This window comes from uncultured Helcococcus sp. (assembly GCF_946998255.1).
Lineage (GTDB): Bacteria > Bacillota > Clostridia > Tissierellales > Peptoniphilaceae > Helcococcus.
In genome coordinates this window covers 1-21,172 of sequence record NZ_CAMPYN010000018.1, presented here as the reverse complement: position 1 = coordinate 21,172, position 21,172 = coordinate 1, and the positions used below count along the sequence as shown (strand labels likewise).

Genomic DNA, 21,172 nt, shown 5'->3' with positions numbered 1-21,172 from the left:
TCAGCTGGATAGAGCGTCTGGCTACGGACCAGAAGGTCGAGGGTTCGAATCCTTTATGACACACCATGAAAGATGACTTTGAGTCATCTTTTTTTTTATTTTAAATAATCTATGCTTATTTATCCTTTTTACGGGTATTTTTATAACATAATGAATTAAAATTTTTAAGGAGTTTCTTGTGTACATATTATATATTATTTTATTAATTTTGCTTATTCCACAGATTTATTATTGTATTAAGGAAAGACAATACAAGTCATTAAACATGGCTAGTAAGTTTTACAAGCATTCAACAGTTTATAGTGAAAAAAATTATGAAGAAATATATTTAACCAATACAGATGGTTTTGATCTTTTTGTAAGGATATTTACTTGTGATAATCCTAAAGGGGTTGTACAGATAGTGCATGGTGTAGCAGAACATTCGGGAAATTATATGGACTTTGCTAAATTCTTAAACGATAATGGTTATATTGTTATAATGGATGATCACAGAGGTCATGGTAGGTCTCTATCTAACTCCTACCCCAACGGATACATGGCTCGTGGCCAAGAACTGATTGATGATGAAGTGATGGTAGCTAAGTACATGAAAGAAAAATATCCAGACTTAAAATATTACATGATAGGTCACTCCATGGGTTCTATGATAGCAAGATTATTTTTAAGAGAAAATGATAGACTACTGGATAAATTGATTATAATGGGCACTGTACCTGTTAATAAAGCTGCTTGGATAGGTGTATTTTTAGAAAATATTGCTTGCTTTTATTTAGGCGATAAAACTAAGAGCAGGTTAATTAATAAAATTATAGGAGCTGAAGATGATGATTTTATAAGTTACAGCTCAGAAAATATTAATAAGAAAACTAAGGATCCACTTAGAATTTCTAAGTTTAAAATTGCTTATTCAAGATCTTTGATTGAATTAAATAAAATGCTTGGTAAAAAATCTGACTATAAGACTAAAAATCCAGATCTTGTAATATATAACATGGTTGGAGAAGATGATATAATCACCAAGGGTAAAAAAGGTGTAAAATCCAGTTTAGACTTTTTAAGTGATCTTGGATACAAGAATGTATACTCAAAAACTTATCCGAACATGAAGCATGACATCTTAAATGAAAAGGATAAGGATGTGGTTTATAGAGATATATTGGAGTTTTTTGGATAGACATATTAAAGCTTATTCTATTAATTTTTAATTATTAATATTTATAGCATATACAAGATATTTACTAATGTTTTATAATAAAATTAAAACGTCCTTTAAAGTTATTTCTAACTTTTAAGGACGTTTTTTATTAAATATTACTTAAAAAAGTATTGAATTATTTATTTTATAAAACTATTCTATTACTTTTTTATTTATATAATAAAGCACTATAAATCCTACTACTAAAGATCCAAGGTATAAGCTTAAAACCATGTCATCACCAGTTTTTGGCGCCTTTGGTTTTTCTTTATCTTTAGGTAAATAGGTATTTATTAAATTAAAACCATCAACTTTTGTTTCATAACCATCTACTTTATTTTCAGAAATAGTATACTCAATTTCTTTACCTTCAGCATATTTTGCGAAACTAGTAAATTTCCATGACCAGTTTTCTTTTGCTGTTACTTCTTTTGTTTCAACAATTTCACCATTTGCTAGAAGATTTATTGTAATTGAGTTTGGTCTAATTCCATCTTGGTTGTCTTTATCATCCCAAGTCTTAGATCCCTCAATTTCAATAGTTTCTGGTCTATGAGTATTGGTGATGTTGAATCCATCAATTGTTGTTTCATATCCTTCAACTGGTTCTTCTGTAACTGTATACTTGATTTCTTTACCTTGGGCATATTTTGCTAAATTAGTAAATTTCCAAGACCACTTATCTAATTCAGTGACCTTCTTAGTTTCAACAATTTCATCATTTGCTAGAAGATTTATTGTAATTGAGTCTGGTCTAATTCCATCTTGATTTTCTTTGTCATCCCAAGTCTTAGATCCCTCAATTTCAATTGTTTCTGGTATATGAGTATTGGTGATGTTGAATTCATCAATTGTTGTTTCATAGCCTTTTACTGGTTCTTCTGAAATTGTGTACTTGATTTCTTCTCCTTTAGCGTATTTTGCTAATCCTGTAAACTTCCATGTCCAGTTATCTTTAACTGATACTTCTTTAGTCTCTACAAGTTCCCCATTTGCTAGAAGATTTATTGTAATTGATTCTGGTCTAATTCCATCCTGGTTATTGTTGTCATTCCAAGTCTTAGAACCTTTAATTTCAATTGTTTCTGGTACGTGTATATTTTTTATATTGAAGCCGTCAATTTCTGTTTCATACTTGTCAACTGGGTCCTCAGTTATTGTATACTTTACTTCTTTTCCTTCTGCATACTTAGGTAATTTGGTGAACTTCCATGCCCATCTGTCTTTAGATGTCACCTCTTTACTTTCAACAAATTCGTCATTTGCATAGAGATTTATCTTAATAGAATTTGGCCTTGTTCCATCTTGATTATTATTATCTTCCCATATCTTGGAACCTTCGATTTCAATCGTTTCTGGCATATGTGTATTTGTAATCACAAATCCTTCTGATAGATTCCCAGTTATTTTTATAATGTCATATCCACTTACTTTTTCTTCTTCAATTGTATACAATATTTCTTTTCCATCTTTGTATACATCAAGTTCAGTAAATGAATCTTTCCAATTATTATTCTGTGATAATTCTAAAGTTTTACCTGTATCTTTACCATCAGCAAGCAATTTTATTATTAAAGATTTTGGTCTAATACCGTCTTGATTATTATTATCATCCCAATTTTTTAATACTGTTATTGAAGTCTTTTCTGGAGTGTATTCATTTACTATATCAAAATCTTTATATAATGTTGAATATCCTTTAACCGAATTTTCAGTAATCGTATACTTGATTTCTTCTCCATCAGCATACTTAGCTAATTCAGTAAACTTCCATGTCCAATTGTCCTTAGCTGAAACTTCTTTTGTTTCAATAATTTCTCCATTTGCTAAAAGTTTTATTGTAATTGATTCTGGTCTAATTCCATCTTGGTTATCTTTGTCATCCCAAGTCTTAGATCCCTCAATTTCAATTATTTCTGGTTTATGAGTATTGGTTACATTAAATCCATCAACTGTTGTTTCATAGCCTTCAACCGGTTCTTCTGTAATTGTGTACTTGATTTCTTCACCTTCAGCATATTTAGCTAATCCTGTAAACTTCCATGTCCAGTTATCCTTAGCTGTTACTTCTTTAGTCTCTACAAGTTCCCCATTTATTAGAAGATTTATTGTAATTGATTTTGGTCTAATTCCATCTTGGTTGTCTTTATCATTCCAAGTCTTAGATCCCTCAATTTCAATCGTTTCTGGTTTATGAGTGTTTGTTACATTAAATTTATCAATTTTTGACTCGTATCCATCTACTTTGTTTTCAGCGATTGTATACTCTATTTCTTTACCTTCAGCATATTTAGGTAAATCAACAAACTTCCATGACCAATTATCTTTAATTGATATTTCTCTTTCAACTACTTTCTTACCATTTCCTAATAAAGTGATTGTAATCGATTCTGGTCTAATTCTATCTTGGTCATTATTATCATCCCAAGTTTTAGATCCTTCAATTTCAATCGTTTCTGGTTTGTGTGTATTAGTTAAATTAAATCCATCAACTGTTGTTTCATAACCTTCTACTGGATCTTCTGTAATTGTATATTCAATTACCTGACCACTAGCATACTTAGGTAAAGCAGTAAACTTCCATGTCCACTTATCTTTAGCTGAAATTTCTTTTGTTTCAACTACTTCTCCATTAGCTAGAAGATTAATCTTGATACTCTCTGGTCTCTTTCCATCCTGGTTATCTTTGTCTTCCCAAGTCTTAGATCCCTCAATTTCAATAGTTTCTGTCTTATGAGTATTAGTTACATTAAATCCATCAACTGTTGTTTCATAGCCTTTTACTGGTTCTTCTGAAATTGTGTACTTAATTTCTTCGCCTTTAGCGTATTTAGCTAATCCAGTGAACTTCCATGTCCAGTTATCTTCAGCTGTTACTTCTTTTGTTTCAACAATTTCACCATTGGCTAAAAGATTTACCTTAATTAAATTTGGTCTAATTCCATCTTGGTTGTTTTTATCATCCCAAGTCTTAGAGCCTTCTATTTCAATCAGATCTTCTCTTGTATTAGTAATTGTAATAGTTCCTTCTGAAATTTCAGAATAGGAGTTTACGAAATTATAATTTCCAAACTTAATCCATGTTCCAGCTTCAACTTCTTTATCTTCATAAATTTCCTTCACACTATATTTATACTCTTCAAAAGTCTCTGGATTATGTGATTCTAGATTTTCAAACTTATACGTCCAGTTGTTAGAAGACTCTAAACTTATAGGCTCACCAATCTTTTCATCATTTCTATAAAGTTGTACAGAAATTTTATCTACTGGTGCTTCTAAAATTTCCCCTTTACTATCTTTCCAATCCTTTTTAACTTCCAAATTCATCAATTTTTTGTTAATAACAGTTATTTGATTTTCATCTTTATAATCATTATTTAACAAATCATCAATATCAACTTTGCCTTCAAAAGCTAGATATCCATCAGGTGCAGAAACTTCTTTAATGTAGTACTTACCAGACACTGGTAGTCCCTCAAATTTTATATGACCATTCTCGTCACTTATAGCTGTAGCGACTAGCGTGTCTTTTGTATAGATATCATCAGCTTTTCTATACAACTCGAATTTTGCACCTTTAAGTGCTTTTCCAGTACTATCTTTTTTAAGGATTAAAAGTTCCTTAGTTGTAGTTTCATTATAGAAACTCACTGTTATTGATGTAGTTTGTTCATTTATTTCTATTTTCCTAATTTCATCAGAAACTTTATATCCTAATGGTGAATCAATTTCTTTTAGATAGTATGTTCCATAAGCAATGTCTTTAAGAATTGTGTATCCGTTAGAATTTGTCTTATCAGTTGTATAAAGAGCATTTTTATTGGTTTTAGCATCTTCTTCAGATCCAAATAATGCGAATGTAACTCCTTCTAAAGTAACTCCCTTTTCTTCAGAATACTTATAAATTTTTAATTCTCCAGATTGTTTCTTATTTTCAAGCAGGATTTCTTTTTCTGAATTTTTATTAAATTCAGAACCTTTAATAGTTATTTCTCTAGCTTGATTATAACCTTCTGGAGCTTTGATTTCTTTTAGTGTATAGGTCTTATCAACATCTAACTTATTGTAACCATACACAGTGTATCCATTCTCATCAGTCGATAGTGGTTTTATTACATTATCTCCATCCCAAAGTTCAAACATGGCACCTGTAAGTGACCTATAAACTGTATTGTTTTTAATAAATACACCTTTATCATCACCTAGTTGGTTCTTATAGTCTAAAGCTTCCTCTTCAGTTGAGAAGGCACCTGCAAGTTTTTCAACCTTGATTATTCTTAATTTTGTCTCTTTATTTACATAATCAAAGTTAAGTGTTTTCGCTTCTTTTCCATCTAATACAAATGTCTTGACTGCATTAGAAGCAGAATATCCAACTGGTGCTTTAGATTCTATAAGTCTATATCCACCATATGGTAGATTTTCAAATCTTGCTATACCATTTTCGCCAGTTTCAGCTTTAGCATATTCTGTATATATCCCATTTTCTTCTTTATACAATGTAAATTCGGCGCCTTGAAGTCTTTCCGCAAATTCATCAGTCTTGGTAACTTCAACTGAACTTAATTTTCTAGCTGGATAATTAGCTACGACAATTCCATCTTCTTTATAAGGGACTTCTGTATAAGTATTATCACCATTAGCTAAAAGTCTATAAACTTTACCCTTATCACCTATCTTAAACAGTATTAAATCTTCATTTTTTACATATGCATTTGATGTACTTGTTTCTTCTAGTGCATAAATTACATTTCCTGATAATCCAGTAAATTGAATTAGTCCTTTTTCATCTGTTATCTTCTTAGATACTAATTTTTTATCTCCACCATTATATTCATATAGATTGAACTGTACTCCTGATAATGGCTTGCCAGATGAAGTATATAGATCTGTATCTTCCTCAATTTTATCATAGTGATACATACCTATTTTATAGAGATTAACTTTATACTTATCATTGACTAAATCAAATGTAAATGTCTTATCCTTGTTTTCATCATCTTCTTCATTTATCTCAAAGAAAATATCTTCAATTGCTTGTAAATTATTTACAGTTCTAATCTCAGAAAGTTTATATGAGCCTTTGTATAAACCAGTAAATTCAATCCTTCCATTTTTGTCAGTGTCTTTGATATAGGTTTTTCCATCAACAAAAGATGTTAATTCAAATCTAACATTGGCTAGAGCTTTTCCATCATGGTCTTTCTTGTTGATTACAACTTTATATTCTGGCTTTCCTGGGTCTGGTTGCCTTTCATTTTTAAATGTATGCAACGCTTCTTTTTCATCTGATTGACTTCCATCATTGAAGTATTTTTCAAAGTTTAGCTTATATCCACTAGTAGGATTTACTTCATGCACGGTGAATTCCTTAAAAGGAATATCTCTAAATATTATATTTCCTTCGTGGTCAGAATAGGCGAACTTGTCTTTGTGATCTTCCATTTTCAATATAAATTTAGAATTTGCTAATGGCTTCCCATTCTCATCAATTTTTTTGAAGTAAATATCTCTGGATGGAGCTACTAATGTATTTATTACAGGATTTGTTTCAATATAACGATCTATTGAATCATCTTTACGAGCAAATGAATTTAAAGCAGCCCTATTTTCCCATTCATCATATTTATCAAGTGGAAATACATCTCTACCTGGTACTTCCATATTTATAATGACTTTAAGATTATATGGAGCTTCTAGTTCAATGCCTTCTTTAGAATTAATTACTATACCTACTGGATTTTCCTTTTGTACTCGCTCAGCCTTAGCCACTGCCCATTCATCAATTCTACCATCTGATATAGTAGTAGGATAATCTTTTAGATCATTAATATATAAAACTTCAAATTTATCTGTATAATCCCATGCTTTACCATTAGAATCAATATATTGGATGCTATCTATTCCTTTATAAATATTAGAAAATTGTGATTCACGAGGATCTCTTAGACCTGCCTGATTTTCTACAATTGTTATATCATCTGTATATGGGAATATATCAAGAATTGATATATCCTTCCTATTTACAGTATTTAATTCATTTATAGATAATACATATTGAATCTTTTCTCCTGGTTGAGTAAATAATGATTTAGTCCAGTTTTCACCAGTTTTCCTAATATATTTATAAGCCCCTGATTTTTGTGGTCTCAACAACTCAAATGAAACTTCTTTATAAGATAGTTCTTTATCATTCTCTAAAGATATTTTTCTTGTATCTCTTCTCTCTAATTCTTTATTAGAAAAGTCATTATATGTTCCATTTATAATCTTTATATTATTAGGTGCCTCTGGAAGAACTTCAACCTGAATATGAGCTATATCCACATTCCTATCTACAGGCATATTGAAATAACTCGTACTAAATGTAATTTTAGTTCTTCCATCTTCTAGAGCTTCAATCTTATATTGACCTGAAAAATCCTTGAACTCATCCGACATTTCTATACTTAAAATATTTAAATATGCTGGTAATATATCTACCTGTTTAAAATCTTTCACAGGATATCTAGAAATTAATTTATTATAATTATTGTTATACAATCTTGAACCAATCTTATAATCAATGACTTGATTATTTGATACATTGTATCCAGATTTCTTTTGTTCCTTGTACACATTTGAACTAAGTTTCTGTGTTTCAAATCTAACTTTAGCAGAATCCTTTAAAGTAAGTGAATTCTGTTTAGTACCTTTGCTTGGATTACTATTTTCGTACTTAACAGTATCATAAAACATTTCTGCATAGTTAAAGTCATCACGATAACTGCTCATTTTTTCATCGTAATCTTTAGTAATAGTTCTAATTTGTGTATTTAATGATTCGCCATAAGCCAAAGATACATCTTTATAGTTAACCTGAATCAATTTAACTTTATCAGCCATATCCTTAGGTATTAGAAACTCTTCCCCAGCTTTTACTTCTTTTTTAAGGAGTATGTCTTTATCACTATAATCCTTTTTAGATGTAGAAGTATCCTTTATTAAAGAAATTGATGCATCTCTTCCAGGTATGACTGAATAATATTGCTCATACATATTAGGATAAGAATAAAAGTAAATATAATCGTTTATTACGATATTTTCAGCTTTAATCTCGGAATTTTCATCCATAGATCCATCTGATAATTTAACAAAACTTTCATTCTTATAATCTATATCCCAGACTATTATTTCTTTTTCTTTACCAGGATATAGAGGGATAAGTTCTTTGTTAACTCTCTTTTTGAACTCACTCGGATTCTCTATCGGGTTATATTTCAATTTTGTAGAAACATGGGCATGTTTGTCGAAATCCTTATCATCAAATTCAGGTTTTAAAATATTTCCTTTAAAATCAGAAGAGTTTGTTATAGACTGATCTGCTTTTGCATTTGGGAAGTCTAAAAGAAGTTCAGGAAACTTCATTGCGCTTCCATGTTTTGTATAATTAAATTGCTTATAATCTATAAAATCTAGACTATCAAGTGTATATTTAATTTTAGTAGGAATTCCTTCATTTTCTTCAATCACTACCCAACCAGGGTTTTTATCCGGATCAAATTTAGCAATTCTAGTTACTTCTTTACCATCTTCTACAGCAGTATATGTCGGCAATTTATCATAGATAGTGTATTGCTCTAATTTTCTATAAACTTTTTCTATATCAAACTTATATTTTATTTCCAAATCTTCTGCAATAGAAGTGCTTAAGCTGATATGGTCCAGGGCTTTTTTATAAAATATTGGTTCTTCATATTTTGCCTTATAATTTGTAGTTTCCGATGTAAGTATTTTTCTATCATCCTTATAAGTAAAACTTATTTTCGCTTTGACATTCCCTTCGAAATCTTGAGGTGTTTCATAAGGAAGGAATTTAAAAATACCAGGAATTTTTATTGAGCTTGCCCTATCTAACTTATCAATTTTTAATTTTATGGTCCCTTCTACAGGGTCAATATTTAAAATTTCAAGACCTTTTACGTTATTTATATTTGGTATATCTATTAAATCCGGATCAAAATGATCAGGAAGTTGAATATCTACAATAATGTCTCTTAAGTCCGAATCTTCATTTTGTCCTGAATTATTTATAGTTATCTGATACTTAGCTTCATTTGAGCTGTAATATCTCAGATTGAAAAATTCATCTTCCTTGTTTAATTTTTCAATTTTAAAATCTACATTTACAGTATCAGTAGCTAAAATTCTTTCATATTCTACTTCAATTACTTTATTTTCATTGAAAGTTAAATTTGTATACTCAGGGTCTATTTTATCAATTTTATTTTTAAATCCACTTATTATAGGTGGCTCTATTTCTCTATTTGAAGTTAGTATATATTCTCTTTCTTTGAAATAGTGTTTATTGCCATCTTCCCCAATATAATACGGCTTTATTGTTATAGTTTGTGGATTAATTAAAAGTCCATCTTTAGAAGTTATATCTGCAATACCATCACCATCTACATCATTATTTTTAATATAAAAAACAACAGGATCATTGACTGGAAAGTTTTTATTAAAATTCGGATCATCATAATTAACCTGTAAATTCTTGCTACTATCAAGAATAATAGAGTTGATTAATGATGCCGATATAAATTTATGAGCTAAGGGTCGTAATTTAATATTTTTTTGATCAGAAAAATCTTTTTCCGAACTAATTAAATTAAAAGCCTTATTGTGAATTGCAATAGCTTTATCAGTTTCTGGGAATATGATATTTTTTAATTTACTATCATAAGGATAATCTTTTACAAATGCATTTTGGCCAATTTCTTCTAATGAAGTAAATTTAGATAAATCTATTTCTTCTCTTCTTATACTTTCAAAAGCATATTTCCCAATTTTTCTTAATTTAGGTGCCCTGATATCAAATTTTTCTGTAAACTTGGATTCTATTGAATTATAACTTTCAAATGCTCTTTCACCAATTTCTTCTAATGACTCCAAATTAATTTCTAATGATTCTATAGTATTACCCTTAAATCCACCTAAATACTTAACTTTTGGCAAGTCTTTTATTACTAATTTTTCTAACTTATTATGTCCAAAACCTTGTAAAGTCTCTAATTCAGGAATATTTTTGATTGTTAAATCTTTTATATTTAATCCATTAAATGCACCATTTCCAATAGACTTTAATTTAGGTAAATCAACTAGATTTAAAGAATCTATATCTTTCTTATATCGATCTATAATTACTCCTGAATCAAAAGCTCTATAACCTATTTCTTCTAGATTCTTTAATCCAGAGATATTTATACTTGTATAAGGTACTTTTATGTCAAAAGATCCCTTACTAAAAGATAAAGATCCTATACTTTTTAAATTAGGAAACTTTGTCAAATCCAATTCACTTATTAAGTTATTCCTAAATGCAGACTCCTTTATTGTCTGAAGTTTAGGTGCATTTATTATAAACATTTCATTTTGATAATTATTTGCAAAAGCTTCTTGTCCAATAACTTCTAAATTTGGGAGATTACTAATAGAAATATTTCTTTCACCTGAATATTTATCATGATAATCAAAAGCACAGTTACCAATTTCTGCTAAACTTTCTAAATTATCAATTTTAATGTTTTTTATATCTGCATAAACGCTATCAAAAGTTTTATGTCTATTAATAACTTTAACAAGAGGTAGATTTTCTAATTCAAGATTATCTAATCTACTATATACGTATATTTCTCCTTCTAATTTAGGTAGATCTCTAAGAATAAATGATTTTAATGGATTGGAAGAAAAAGTTTTTCCATCAATTTTTTCTAGATTTGCATAATCACCATTTTCTCCATTAAATATAATTTCTTTAATTTTATTGTCTGAAAAAGCTTCAGATAATATATCTCTAATAGTTACTTTATTTAATTTGAAATTCTCAATTAGATTATTAGCAAAAGCTGCATTTTTAATTGATTCTATTTTTGTATTTGATAAATCAATAGATAATAATTCATTATTTTCAAAAGCACGTGCTTCGATTATTTTTAAAGATGTAGCGTTAGCAAAGTTTATGGATTTGATATTATTTCCACTAAAACTATTCGCTCCAATTACTTCTAAATCTATTAATCTAGAAAAATCAACGTAATTTATATCTTTTTTAGTAAAGGCAGAATTTCTTATGGATTTTATAGCTTGTCCATTCAATGGGTTTATACCCGGTAAAACAAGGTCTCTATTACCATTATTAAGTTTAGCTATACCTATATCACTAAACCCTACTAAAGCATCCCTATCATATTTAAAATCTTCATATCTCCAGCCATTGCCTATCTCTTGCTTCATAATATCAGTTTGTGATCTGGAGAAAGTAAACTCATTAAGCACAGTTTTTCCATTTTCTGTATATGTAAATTTAACAAGCTGTTTACTAACATTTTTATCTAATGGATTAGGTTCAAAAGTTAAGCCTTCCAATACTTGTCCATTTTCATCGAATGCTGGTACAACTTTCCCATTAGTTTTTTTAATGTAAACATCGCTTAAAATATCTTCTGTAGATATTTCAGCACCAGCAAAATACAAGGATTGTTTTTTACTAGAAAATCTAATTTCAGGATCGTAATTTTCTTCAAATAACAAGTCAATTTGAGTTTTACTAAATAAAATTTCGCCATCTTCAAGTGTATAATCTTCTGATGGGAGTAACTTATAGCCTTCTAATATTGGTTCTGCAATTTCGTAAGGACTTGCATCCCTTTCTACTAACTCTGTTCTTGACCCGATATTTGATTTATCTTCATTTTTAATATAATTAATTTTAATATCAATTGGATTTACTAAATATGAAGACTTATCTTTACTTGTTTGGTTGGTGTTATCAAACTTAACACTTACCTGTTTACTAAGACCTAAGAATAAATCTTCTGAAATATCAAAGTCGGGTGTATTTAAGGTAAGTTCTGTTAAAGGATTAGACTGAAATATAGCTTTACCTAGTAAAGGCGCTTGTTCACTAGTAATATTAACTTTTGTTATTTGATTTTCTTCAAAAGCAAAATTATCTACATTCTCTACATTTAAATCTAAATTAGAAATATTGTTTTGTCTAAAAGCATACTCGCCAATACTTTCTAAATTAGAATTTTTAATATTTGTAATTTCATTATCAGCAAATGCGTATTTACCAATATTTGAAACTCCGCTTATATTTAATTCTCCTTTTAAACTTGCATTTTGAAAAGCGTGATCATCAATATATAAATCATTTGTATTAGAAAAATCAACTGATTTAATCATTTTACTATTATAAAATGCACGTTTCTCAATCTTTTTAACTTCAGATGGTATAACTAAATTTATGGCTTCATTAGGTTCTTTCCCCTTTACAAATCCATATAAAATACCATCTACAATATTTAATTCATATTCATTATTAACTATGTTTTCATCAGTTTGAACATTAGAAGCTTCTGATATATTTTTATCCAAAGCTTGTCCATATACAGGACTTAAATGACTAACTAATAAAAGCATGGCTAATATTAAAGAATAAATTTTTTTGCGTCTCCCCAACATGTTTTCCTCCACAAACATATAATAATTCATTTTAATTTAATTATAATAATAATATCATTAAAGCTTGTAATATACAATAATGTAGAGATAAAAATAAAGACGATAGATAAAAATAAAGACGATAGATAAAACTACCGTCTAAAAAATTTTAATTTAATTATACATAGCAATCTTCCCATATGGACTATCTATTACATTTATCTTTGTTTCAAATATATCTGATAAAATTTTAGAATCCATAACTTCGTCTACACTTCCTTCAAGAATTAATTTTCCATTCTTCATGGCAAATATCCTATCTGAAAATGTTGCGGCAAAATTTATATCATGTATAACTAATACTATTGTTCTTCCAAGCTCGTCACAAGCCTTTCTTAAATACTTCATCATGTTAACTGATCTTGCTATATCTAAGTTATTTAGTGGCTCATCTAGGAGTACATATTTAGTATTTTGGGCTAAGACCATGGCAACATAGGCTCTTTGTCTTTCTCCACCTGACAATTCATCTAAATACCTATTTTCAAAGGCTTTTAATTCTAGGAAATTTATATATTTATCTATTATCTCCATATCTCTTTCTGTAAGTCTACCTTTTGAATATGGATATCTTCCAAATGAAACTAATTGCTTTACGGTCAATCTAGAAGTAAAATTATTTTCTTGTCTTAGGATGGATAACACTTTTGCTAACTCTTCACTCGGGCATGAGCTTACATCCATTCCTCCTACATTAATTTTCCCAGTGTCCATATCTAAAAGTCTTCCAATCATTAAAAGAGTTGTGGATTTTCCTGCACCATTTGGACCTATTATTGAATTAAAGCCACCTTCTTTTATTTCAAAGTTTAGTGGACCTATAACTGTTTCATCGCTATAGTACTTTGTAACATTTTCTAATTTAATCATCTTTTTCCCTTTCTAAATACTATATAGATGAAATATAGACCGCCAACTAATTCGATTAAAATTGATACAACTCCGTTGGCATTAAATATATGGTTCATTATAAAGTAAGATGTGGTCAATATAAAAAAGGCTAGGAATAAGGTCATCATAAATAAATATTTATGGTCATAAGTGTTGGCAAATTCATAAGTTAGACTTACTATTATAAATCCAAAGAAATTCATTGGCCCAATCAAGGCTGTAGATATACTCATCAATATACTTATTCCTATTAAGGAATATATAACAGATTTTTTATAATCTATGCCCAAATTTGTTGATGCACTCGATCCTAGGCCTATTACATTTAATTTAGAACTTTTTGAAAAAATTATTCCAACTACAAGTAATACTAGTATTGCTGAAATCAAAAAATATGATGAATCAGAATTATTTACAGATGCAAACAACTTAGCTTGTAAAATATCAAATTCTGATGGAGATAGTAATCTTCTCATAAAGGCTGATACAGACCTTAGCCCCTGACCCATGATTATACCTACCAATAATAGAAAATCTACTCCCCTATCTTTTCTCAATAGGGTTGAAAATAAAATTAAACTTATTAAAATCATGATAGCTATTTGGCTTAGATAAAAAGTCATCCCAGATATAGCTATAAAGCTGTTTATTCCTAAAAAATACATAGTGGCTGTATTTATTGTTGAATATACAGCTTCAAAACCTAGTAAGGACGGGGTTATGATTCTATTATTTGTAATTGTTTGAAAAAGTAAGGTCGAAAAAGCATGGCAAGTTGCAGCTATAAGCATAGCTATAATGGCATTTTGCCTTCTTCTAATAACTGGTAAAAATGATGGTGAATCAACGGCTACAGGGTTATTATATTTTAGAAGACCATATATGCTTACTAAGCTTAGGAAAATCAAGATTGATAAGGTCATAAAGTATTTTTGTTTTTCCTTACTTGTCCTAAATGAAAGATCTCTCACTTTTTCCCTCCTTTAGTAAAAACTATAATTAAAAATACTATAGCACCTATAGATCCAAGTATCAGAGAAACTGGAACTTCAAAAGGAGCTATAATAGTCCTAGCTATAAGGTCAGCTATAATTATTACTAGCATAGCACTTAAACAAGCATAAGGAAGATTATCTTTTAGATTATCTCCCCTATACATAGAAACAAGATTTGGTACTATAATCCCGAGGAAGGGAACATTTCCTACAACAGAAGCAACTACTCCTGTAGTAATTGATACCATAGCAATAGAAATAAGCAATATTTTTTTATAATTTAAACCGAGATTCGTTGACACATCTTCTCCAAGACCTATAATAGTCAACCTGTTTGCAAGATAATAAATAACAATAGTTACCAATATTATTATATAAAGATATTCATACCTACCTCTTTGAATTTGGGTAAATGAACCTGCAAACCATATTTCAAGAGATTGGCTCATATTAAACTCAAGAGCTATAAAAGTTGTGAAAGCAGATACAACTGCCCCCATCATTATACCTAAAATTGGTACAAAATATGATGATTGTAATTTAATATTTCTCAACAATATGAAAAATATCATTGAGCCAAGAAAGGAAAAAACTATAGCAGCTGTCGTCCTTAAAAACAAACTAGCAGAAGGTACAATAATGTATGCCAAAATCAAACCGAAACCTGCCCATTGAATAGTTCCTGTCGTTGTAGGTTCTACAAGCTTGTTTTGAGTAATAAGCTGCATTACTATACCTGACATGGCCATAGCAACACCTGTTAACATAAGACTTAGGGTCCTTGGTATCCTAGTTATAAATATCATTCTCCAGCCTTCATGGTGGTCTCTAATATTGTAGGCACCTGTGAAAATAGAGATTGTAGCCATCAAGATAACTAAGACCATAAGAAATATCAAGGACTTATCGATTTTTTTAGTATATTTAGTATTTTTCATTATTTAGTAAATAATTCTGCTAGACCTTCAAAAATCTTAATGAAAGTTTGTGGTGATTCATTAGTATAGGTATCGGCTGGTGCGTAATAAATATTTGAATTTTTAATAGCATCTACATTTTTTAAGGCTTGTGAACCTTCAATAACATCACTAGCCGGTATTGATTCTTCACCAGTATTGCTAGTAGCAGCATCCCTATCTAAAACAAGTAAATATTTAGGATTTGCTTGAGCTATAGCTTCTACAGATATCTCATCACCTTTGTGATCACTTGAAGTATTGTCTATTTCTATAGCAGGTGTTAAATCAAGAACTTGGTATAATGGACCCCATACCCTACCAAAAGCCGGTGCAGAGTAACCAATTTCTCCACCAGATACTACCACGGAAACAACACTACCTCCTTGGTAGGCATCTTTTGCTTTAGCAATTGAAGCATCAAGATTCTTCTTTAACTCTTCTGCTTCTGCTTTTTTGTCGAAAATTGATCCTAAACTATCAATTGAATCTTTGAAACCATTTATTAGATTCTCACCTGGCTTTTCTGCTTCTTTACTTACATCCCAGTTAAGATTAATGATGTCAGCATTAGGTAAAAGTTTTTTAATTTCATCATAATGAGACCCGAACCTTTGACCAACAATTACAAGGTCAGGATCCGTAGCAGCCAAGGCTTCTAAATTTGGCTCTCTATGGTTTCCAATATCAGCGATTGTTTCATCTGTTTTGTAGCCGCTTGTCGCTGGCATAACTGCTTTTGGAGCCGCAACCAATTTGATTCCCCAATTTTCAAGTGTTTCAAAAGTCCTATTATCAAGAGCTGCAACCTTTTTAGGATTTCTTCTAACTTCTACCTCACCTGTTAAATCTTTTATCTTTACAGTTTCAGCTGAAGATTCAGCATTTGTTTCATCTTTCGTATTTACTTCTTGATCTTCTTTATTAGAACAAGCTGTAAGTAAAAGTGATAGTAATAAAGCTATCACAAGCAATTTATTTTTCATAAAATTCTCCCTTAATAAATTGTTAATAACGTTTATATATTAACATAAACACGATGAATCTTCAATTTGATAAAAGCTCACATAAATCTAAATTATATAACATTGAGAAATATTTTAGTAAGTTATGAAGTTATTTCATTTAAAATTCAAATCTATGTATTTAATTTATTGATCAATCCAAAATATATTAGAATAAGAGTATTTGTTAATTAGGATTTTTCTATTTAAAATAATCACTATTTCATTATTTTTATCATAATATTCTTTAATAATATTTAACGCATCATTTTCTTTAGAATTATCATCAAATTTTGCTATATTATATTGTTCCTCTATAGCTTTAATTTCTACTCCATTTTTAGTTAGAATATTATCTATTTCGTCTCCCTTAATAAAATTTTTGTCAATATGGTTAAAACAATCAGATTTAAATATAAATATATCTCTACAAATATTTTTATTTTCAATAATGTAATCAATTGTAAATGTTTTGACGGTATGATTTGTTTTTAAACCCATTTTTTGTTGAAGTTGTAAATTAGCTTCCTTTTTTGTTATATCAGAAATTATATAGTTGATTTCATTTAAATTTATATTATGAAAATGATTTCTTAAATCTAGTGAAATAAATGAATTATTAACCTTATTTTTAATTTCTGCTACAAAGGATCCTTTCCCCTGTAATCTATAAATATAGCCTCGCCTTTGTAATTCATCCAATGCTAATCTTACTGTAGTTCTGCTTACACTATATTCAATACAAATTTCTTTTTCTGTTGGTAATTTATCATTTTCTTTTAATTCTTCATTTATATAATCAACCAGAGTTTCATATAGTTGATAATATAATGGTGTATTTATTGATGAGTCTAACATTATATCTCCTAACTTGTTATAACATTTTCCTTATAATTTAATAAATTTATTTTTATATAATTTTAATATTAAATAAATTATACCATAATTTATTGACAATGTTTTCATTTAGATATATATTATTATTAACACATAACTTGTTATAACAAGTTATTAATTAAAAAGGAGGAAGTAATGAATAAAAGATTATTAGACTATAGTGCTAGTGATTTTCTTAGTGTAAAGCCTTTAGAGTTAAAACAGGCTATTTTAGCTTCAGAAGGTAGAACTATAATGGCAGAAAATGTTGCTAGTAGCACTCCAATGCTAAACGGTGTGACAAATGCCGAATTTGAAAGAGCGGCAGGTGCAGATTTAATAATGTTTAATGCTTTGGATGTTTTACAACCTAAAATAGTCGGTGTTCCAGAAAAGCTTGATGAAAATCCTATAAAATGGATAAAAAAAGCTGTAGGCAGAGCTATTGGTATAAATTTAGAACCAATAGATCACAATGCTCCTATGAAAGAAGGAAGATCAGAAATTTCAATAGGAAGGATTGTTTCTCCTAAAACCTTAAAAAAAGCAAATGAACTTGGATTTGATTTTATTTGCTTAACAGGAAATCCTGGCACAGGAGTTTCTAATTCTTCAATTCTAGAATCAATCTCACTTGCTAAAGAACATTTCAAAGGTCTTATTATTGCAGGTAAGATGCACGGAGCTGGTGTTGATGAGCCCATTATGAATTTAGAAATAGCAAAAAGTTTTATTGAAACTGGTATTGATATACTATTAGTCCCTGCACCTTACACTGTTCCTCAATTTATGGAGCATGACTTAAGAGAAATATGTGACTATGTGAAAAATTATAATAAAGGTAAAGATATAAAAGATAAAGTTTTAATACTAACAGCAAATGGAACTAGTCAAGATTCTTCCGATATATATACTATAAAGAAAATTGGACTTGCTTCAAAGGCTTGTGGAGCAGATATACAGCACATAGGTGATTCTTTTAATGGTATCGCTCTTCCTGAAAATATATTCGCTTTAGGGGAAGCCATTAGAGGAAGAAGACATCAATTAATAATGTTAGGTAGATCAAATATAAGATAAAATAAGTGAGGATTATATGAATAGTCAAAAAATACAAAAATTAGCTGCTAAAATAAGTACACAAAGACACCTTATAGCTTTAAGAGACGCTATGGCGATGTCTATGCCACTTATTATAGTTGGTTCTATATTTATGTTAATTGGGAACTTTCCAATAGAAAGCTTTACTAATTGGTTAAATAAAATTGGTCTAGCATCATATTTTTTCAAAGCTACTGATTCAACTTTTGGAATAGTTGGTTTAGTTGTTACTTTTGCCGTAGCATATAATTTAGCTAATCATTACAAAGTTGATGGAATTTCAGCAGGTGTGCTTTCATTAGGCTCATATGTATTATTAACACCTCTAATTACATCAGATGCAGGTAATGGATTCCCTTATAAATACTTAGGTACGGCTGGATTATTTGTGGGGATTATTGTTTCTTTAATAAGTACAGAGATTTTTAACTTCTTTGTGAAAAAAAATATAACTATAAAAATGCCTGATACCGTACCCCCTAATGTAAGTAGAGCGTTTTCAGCTATAATACCTGGGTTCTTCATTATTTTACTATGGTTTTTAGTTCTTCTTGGACTAAACCAAATAGGAGTTGAAAATATACATTCATTAATAGCTGATACAATCGCTAAACCATTAGAACTTTTAACAAAAACATTACCAGGTATAATAATTGTAATTTTTATACAATGTTTCTTCTGGATGTTTGGTATACATGGAGCACAAGTTACTGGACCTATACTAGAACCTCTTTTAATAGCAAATTCAGACGCTAACAGGTTAGCTTATCAAGCTGGTCAAGAATTACCTCATATTATCACCTATGAATACCTCTATAATTTTGTATTCTCTGGTGGTGCTGGCTGCGTAATGGCACTTGCTATACTCTTATTCTTCTTCTCAAAGAGTAAGGAAAATAAAACACTAGGTAAATTATCAATAGCTCCAGTAAGTTTCCAAGTAGCAGAACCTGTGCTATTTGGTTTCCCTACAATCTTAAATTTCAGGATGGTAATACCATTTGTTGCAGCTCCTGTAGTTACAGCTCTTATCACATACTATGCCATGTATTTTGGTTTAGTACCTAAACCAATTGGAGCAATATTACCATGGACTACTCCTCCAGTTATTGCAGGATTTTTAGCCTCTGGTGGTAAAATAAGTGGTGCCATATTACAAATAGTAACAATTATAATAAATGTACTAATTTATTTACCATTCTTTAAAGCTGATGATAACATGAAATTACAAAAAGAATTAAACTCTGACAAAAATTAGGAGATTTATATGAGAAATATAGTATTATTCTGTTCCGCTGGAATGTCAACTTCATTACTCGTAACAAAAATGAAAAAATATGCTGATGAAATTAATTACGATACAAGCATAAATGCTTATTCACTCTCAGAAATAGAAGCTCAAGCTGGTAATGCTGATATTATATTATTAGGGCCACAAGTTGCTTTTAATTTAGAATCATTAAGAGAAAAATATCCAGATAAAATTGTAGAAACTATTGATATGATGGATTATGGAATGATGAGAGGTGATAAAGTTATCGAAATGGTTAAAGATAAGCTAAAAGATTAATAGAATAATAAGAGACTGAGGTTTAGGTCATATGCCTCAGTCTTTTCATATATTCTTAATAGAATTTTTCATAATAGAATATTATTGTCCTTTGTCATATATTGCATTGCCAAGACTTATATCTTAATTTTAGCCTGTATTCTTATAAACCAATCAAAAGTTAAGTTTTCCTTTTCATCATCATTATAAGTATACATATCTGTGTTAAATCTCATATTGTTTGAAATATTTTTTTACTTATTTGTTATTATACTTTATATACTTGATAAAATATTGCTTTAGATTTGTCTATTATCATGATAAATACTAATAACAAGTAAGATTTATTTTACTTTAATCTTGGGCACTATATTGTTATTATCGGAAGAATTATATTAACTTATTAATTTCTTTTTCTAGTGCTTGAAGACCTTTTATAATCTCTTCAAAACTTGGATAGTCCCCATAAATCATTTCTGCCATATCTTTATAGTCTTTTACTAATTCATGCAATCTTAATTCATCCGGAATTAATTTTAATCTACCATTTAGTATTTCTTCATACTTTGCCCACTTTATATGATAAAATTTCATTTTAAATTCTGTTACTTTTTTTAGTAAATTCATATCTTCTAGGGATTTGTTTTTATATTTTGAATTTGCTATTCTATATAGATCATAATAATGTCTTGCATATCTTTGTGGTATACGAGATGATTCTAGTCTATTTGCTTCCTGATGAAGTATAGTCGCTTTTTCCCAAAAAGTTCTCTCTGCTGATACTGTTCTTATATTAGTTTTTTCCTTAAATACGTCTGGATATGCATCGCTAATTAATGGCGCAATTTCAACATCAATTGCAGGTGTCCATGCTGCAAGACTTCCTATTTCAAGTCTTATATTTTGTGTTAAATAATTAGATTTAAAAATTTTAGGATATTTGCAAAGGATTGTTTGTGGATCTATTGTGTCTATTGAAAATTCAAAGTCCATGTCCTTGAAATCTTCTTCTAAAACTTTTAAAAATTCATCTCTTAAAAATACTTCTGTCTTTT

General features: G+C 29.3%; 11 protein-coding genes. 4 read left to right on the top strand and 7 right to left on the bottom strand.

All coding sequences use genetic code 11. The annotated features are described in order from the left end of the window. Window positions 1-178 precede the first annotated feature (178 nt). Entirely contained in the window at window positions 179-1,177 is a 999-nt protein-coding gene (locus Q0U66_RS02685) for an alpha/beta hydrolase (protein ID WP_297377200.1), read from the top strand. A 174-nt stretch (window positions 1,178-1,351) separates the two neighbouring features. Here Q0U66_RS02685 and Q0U66_RS02680 read toward each other — a convergent pair whose 3' ends face one another. From Q0U66_RS02680 to Q0U66_RS02655, 6 genes are all read right to left on the bottom strand, one after another. Beyond that, window positions 1,352-12,706, bottom strand: a complete 11,355-nt coding sequence (locus tag Q0U66_RS02680) for a Cna B-type domain-containing protein (RefSeq protein WP_297377198.1) — start codon at window positions 12,704-12,706, stop codon at window positions 1,352-1,354. 153 nt (window positions 12,707-12,859) lie between these two features. Beyond that, window positions 12,860-13,615, bottom strand: coding sequence for an ATP-binding cassette domain-containing protein (locus tag Q0U66_RS02675; protein ID WP_297377196.1), 756 nt, complete (start codon window positions 13,613-13,615; stop codon window positions 12,860-12,862). Beyond that, on the bottom strand, window positions 13,612-14,607 hold the full coding sequence (locus tag Q0U66_RS02670) for an iron chelate uptake ABC transporter family permease subunit (RefSeq protein WP_297377194.1): 996 nt from the start codon (window positions 14,605-14,607) through the stop codon (window positions 13,612-13,614). The genes Q0U66_RS02675 and Q0U66_RS02670 overlap by 4 nt, the downstream gene beginning before the upstream one ends. Then, the gene (locus Q0U66_RS02665) at window positions 14,604-15,569 is read right to left on the bottom strand and encodes an iron chelate uptake ABC transporter family permease subunit (protein WP_297377192.1); all 966 of its coding nucleotides are present in this window, start codon (window positions 15,567-15,569) and stop codon (window positions 14,604-14,606) included. Before Q0U66_RS02665 ends, Q0U66_RS02670 begins: the two co-directional genes overlap by 4 nt. After that, the gene (locus Q0U66_RS02660) at window positions 15,569-16,573 is read right to left on the bottom strand and encodes an ABC transporter substrate-binding protein (RefSeq protein WP_297377190.1); all 1,005 of its coding nucleotides are present in this window, start codon (window positions 16,571-16,573) and stop codon (window positions 15,569-15,571) included. Before Q0U66_RS02660 ends, Q0U66_RS02665 begins: the two co-directional genes overlap by 1 nt. A gap of 165 nt (window positions 16,574-16,738) precedes the next feature. Then, window positions 16,739-17,449 carry a GntR family transcriptional regulator gene (locus tag Q0U66_RS02655; RefSeq protein ID WP_297377188.1) on the bottom strand — a complete coding sequence of 237 codons (711 nt, stop codon included), beginning with the start codon at window positions 17,447-17,449 and terminating at the stop codon, window positions 16,739-16,741. Between the two features lie 174 nt (window positions 17,450-17,623). On the opposite strand from Q0U66_RS02655, the gene Q0U66_RS02650 reads away from it, so the two are divergent. Genes Q0U66_RS02650 through Q0U66_RS02640 form a run of 3 tightly spaced genes read left to right on the top strand, consistent with a single transcriptional unit; the run spans window position 17,624 to window position 20,138 of the window. Then, window positions 17,624-18,547, top strand: coding sequence for a haloacid dehalogenase-like hydrolase (locus tag Q0U66_RS02650; RefSeq protein WP_297377186.1), 924 nt, complete (start codon window positions 17,624-17,626; stop codon window positions 18,545-18,547). A 16-nt stretch (window positions 18,548-18,563) separates the two neighbouring features. Further along, window positions 18,564-19,826 (top strand): PTS sugar transporter subunit IIC, encoded by a 1,263-nt coding sequence (locus Q0U66_RS02645; protein ID WP_297377184.1) that lies wholly within the window; start codon window positions 18,564-18,566, stop codon window positions 19,824-19,826. 9 nt (window positions 19,827-19,835) lie between these two features. Then, the gene (locus tag Q0U66_RS02640; RefSeq protein ID WP_297377182.1) at window positions 19,836-20,138 is read left to right on the top strand and encodes a PTS sugar transporter subunit IIB; all 303 of its coding nucleotides are present in this window, start codon (window positions 19,836-19,838) and stop codon (window positions 20,136-20,138) included. Window positions 20,139-20,507: 369 nt separating this feature from the next. On the opposite strand, the gene Q0U66_RS02635 is transcribed toward Q0U66_RS02640, so the two are convergent. Beyond that, the coding region (locus Q0U66_RS02635; RefSeq protein WP_297377180.1) for a nucleotidyl transferase AbiEii/AbiGii toxin family protein at window positions 20,508-21,172 on the bottom strand (665 nt) is incomplete at its 5' end.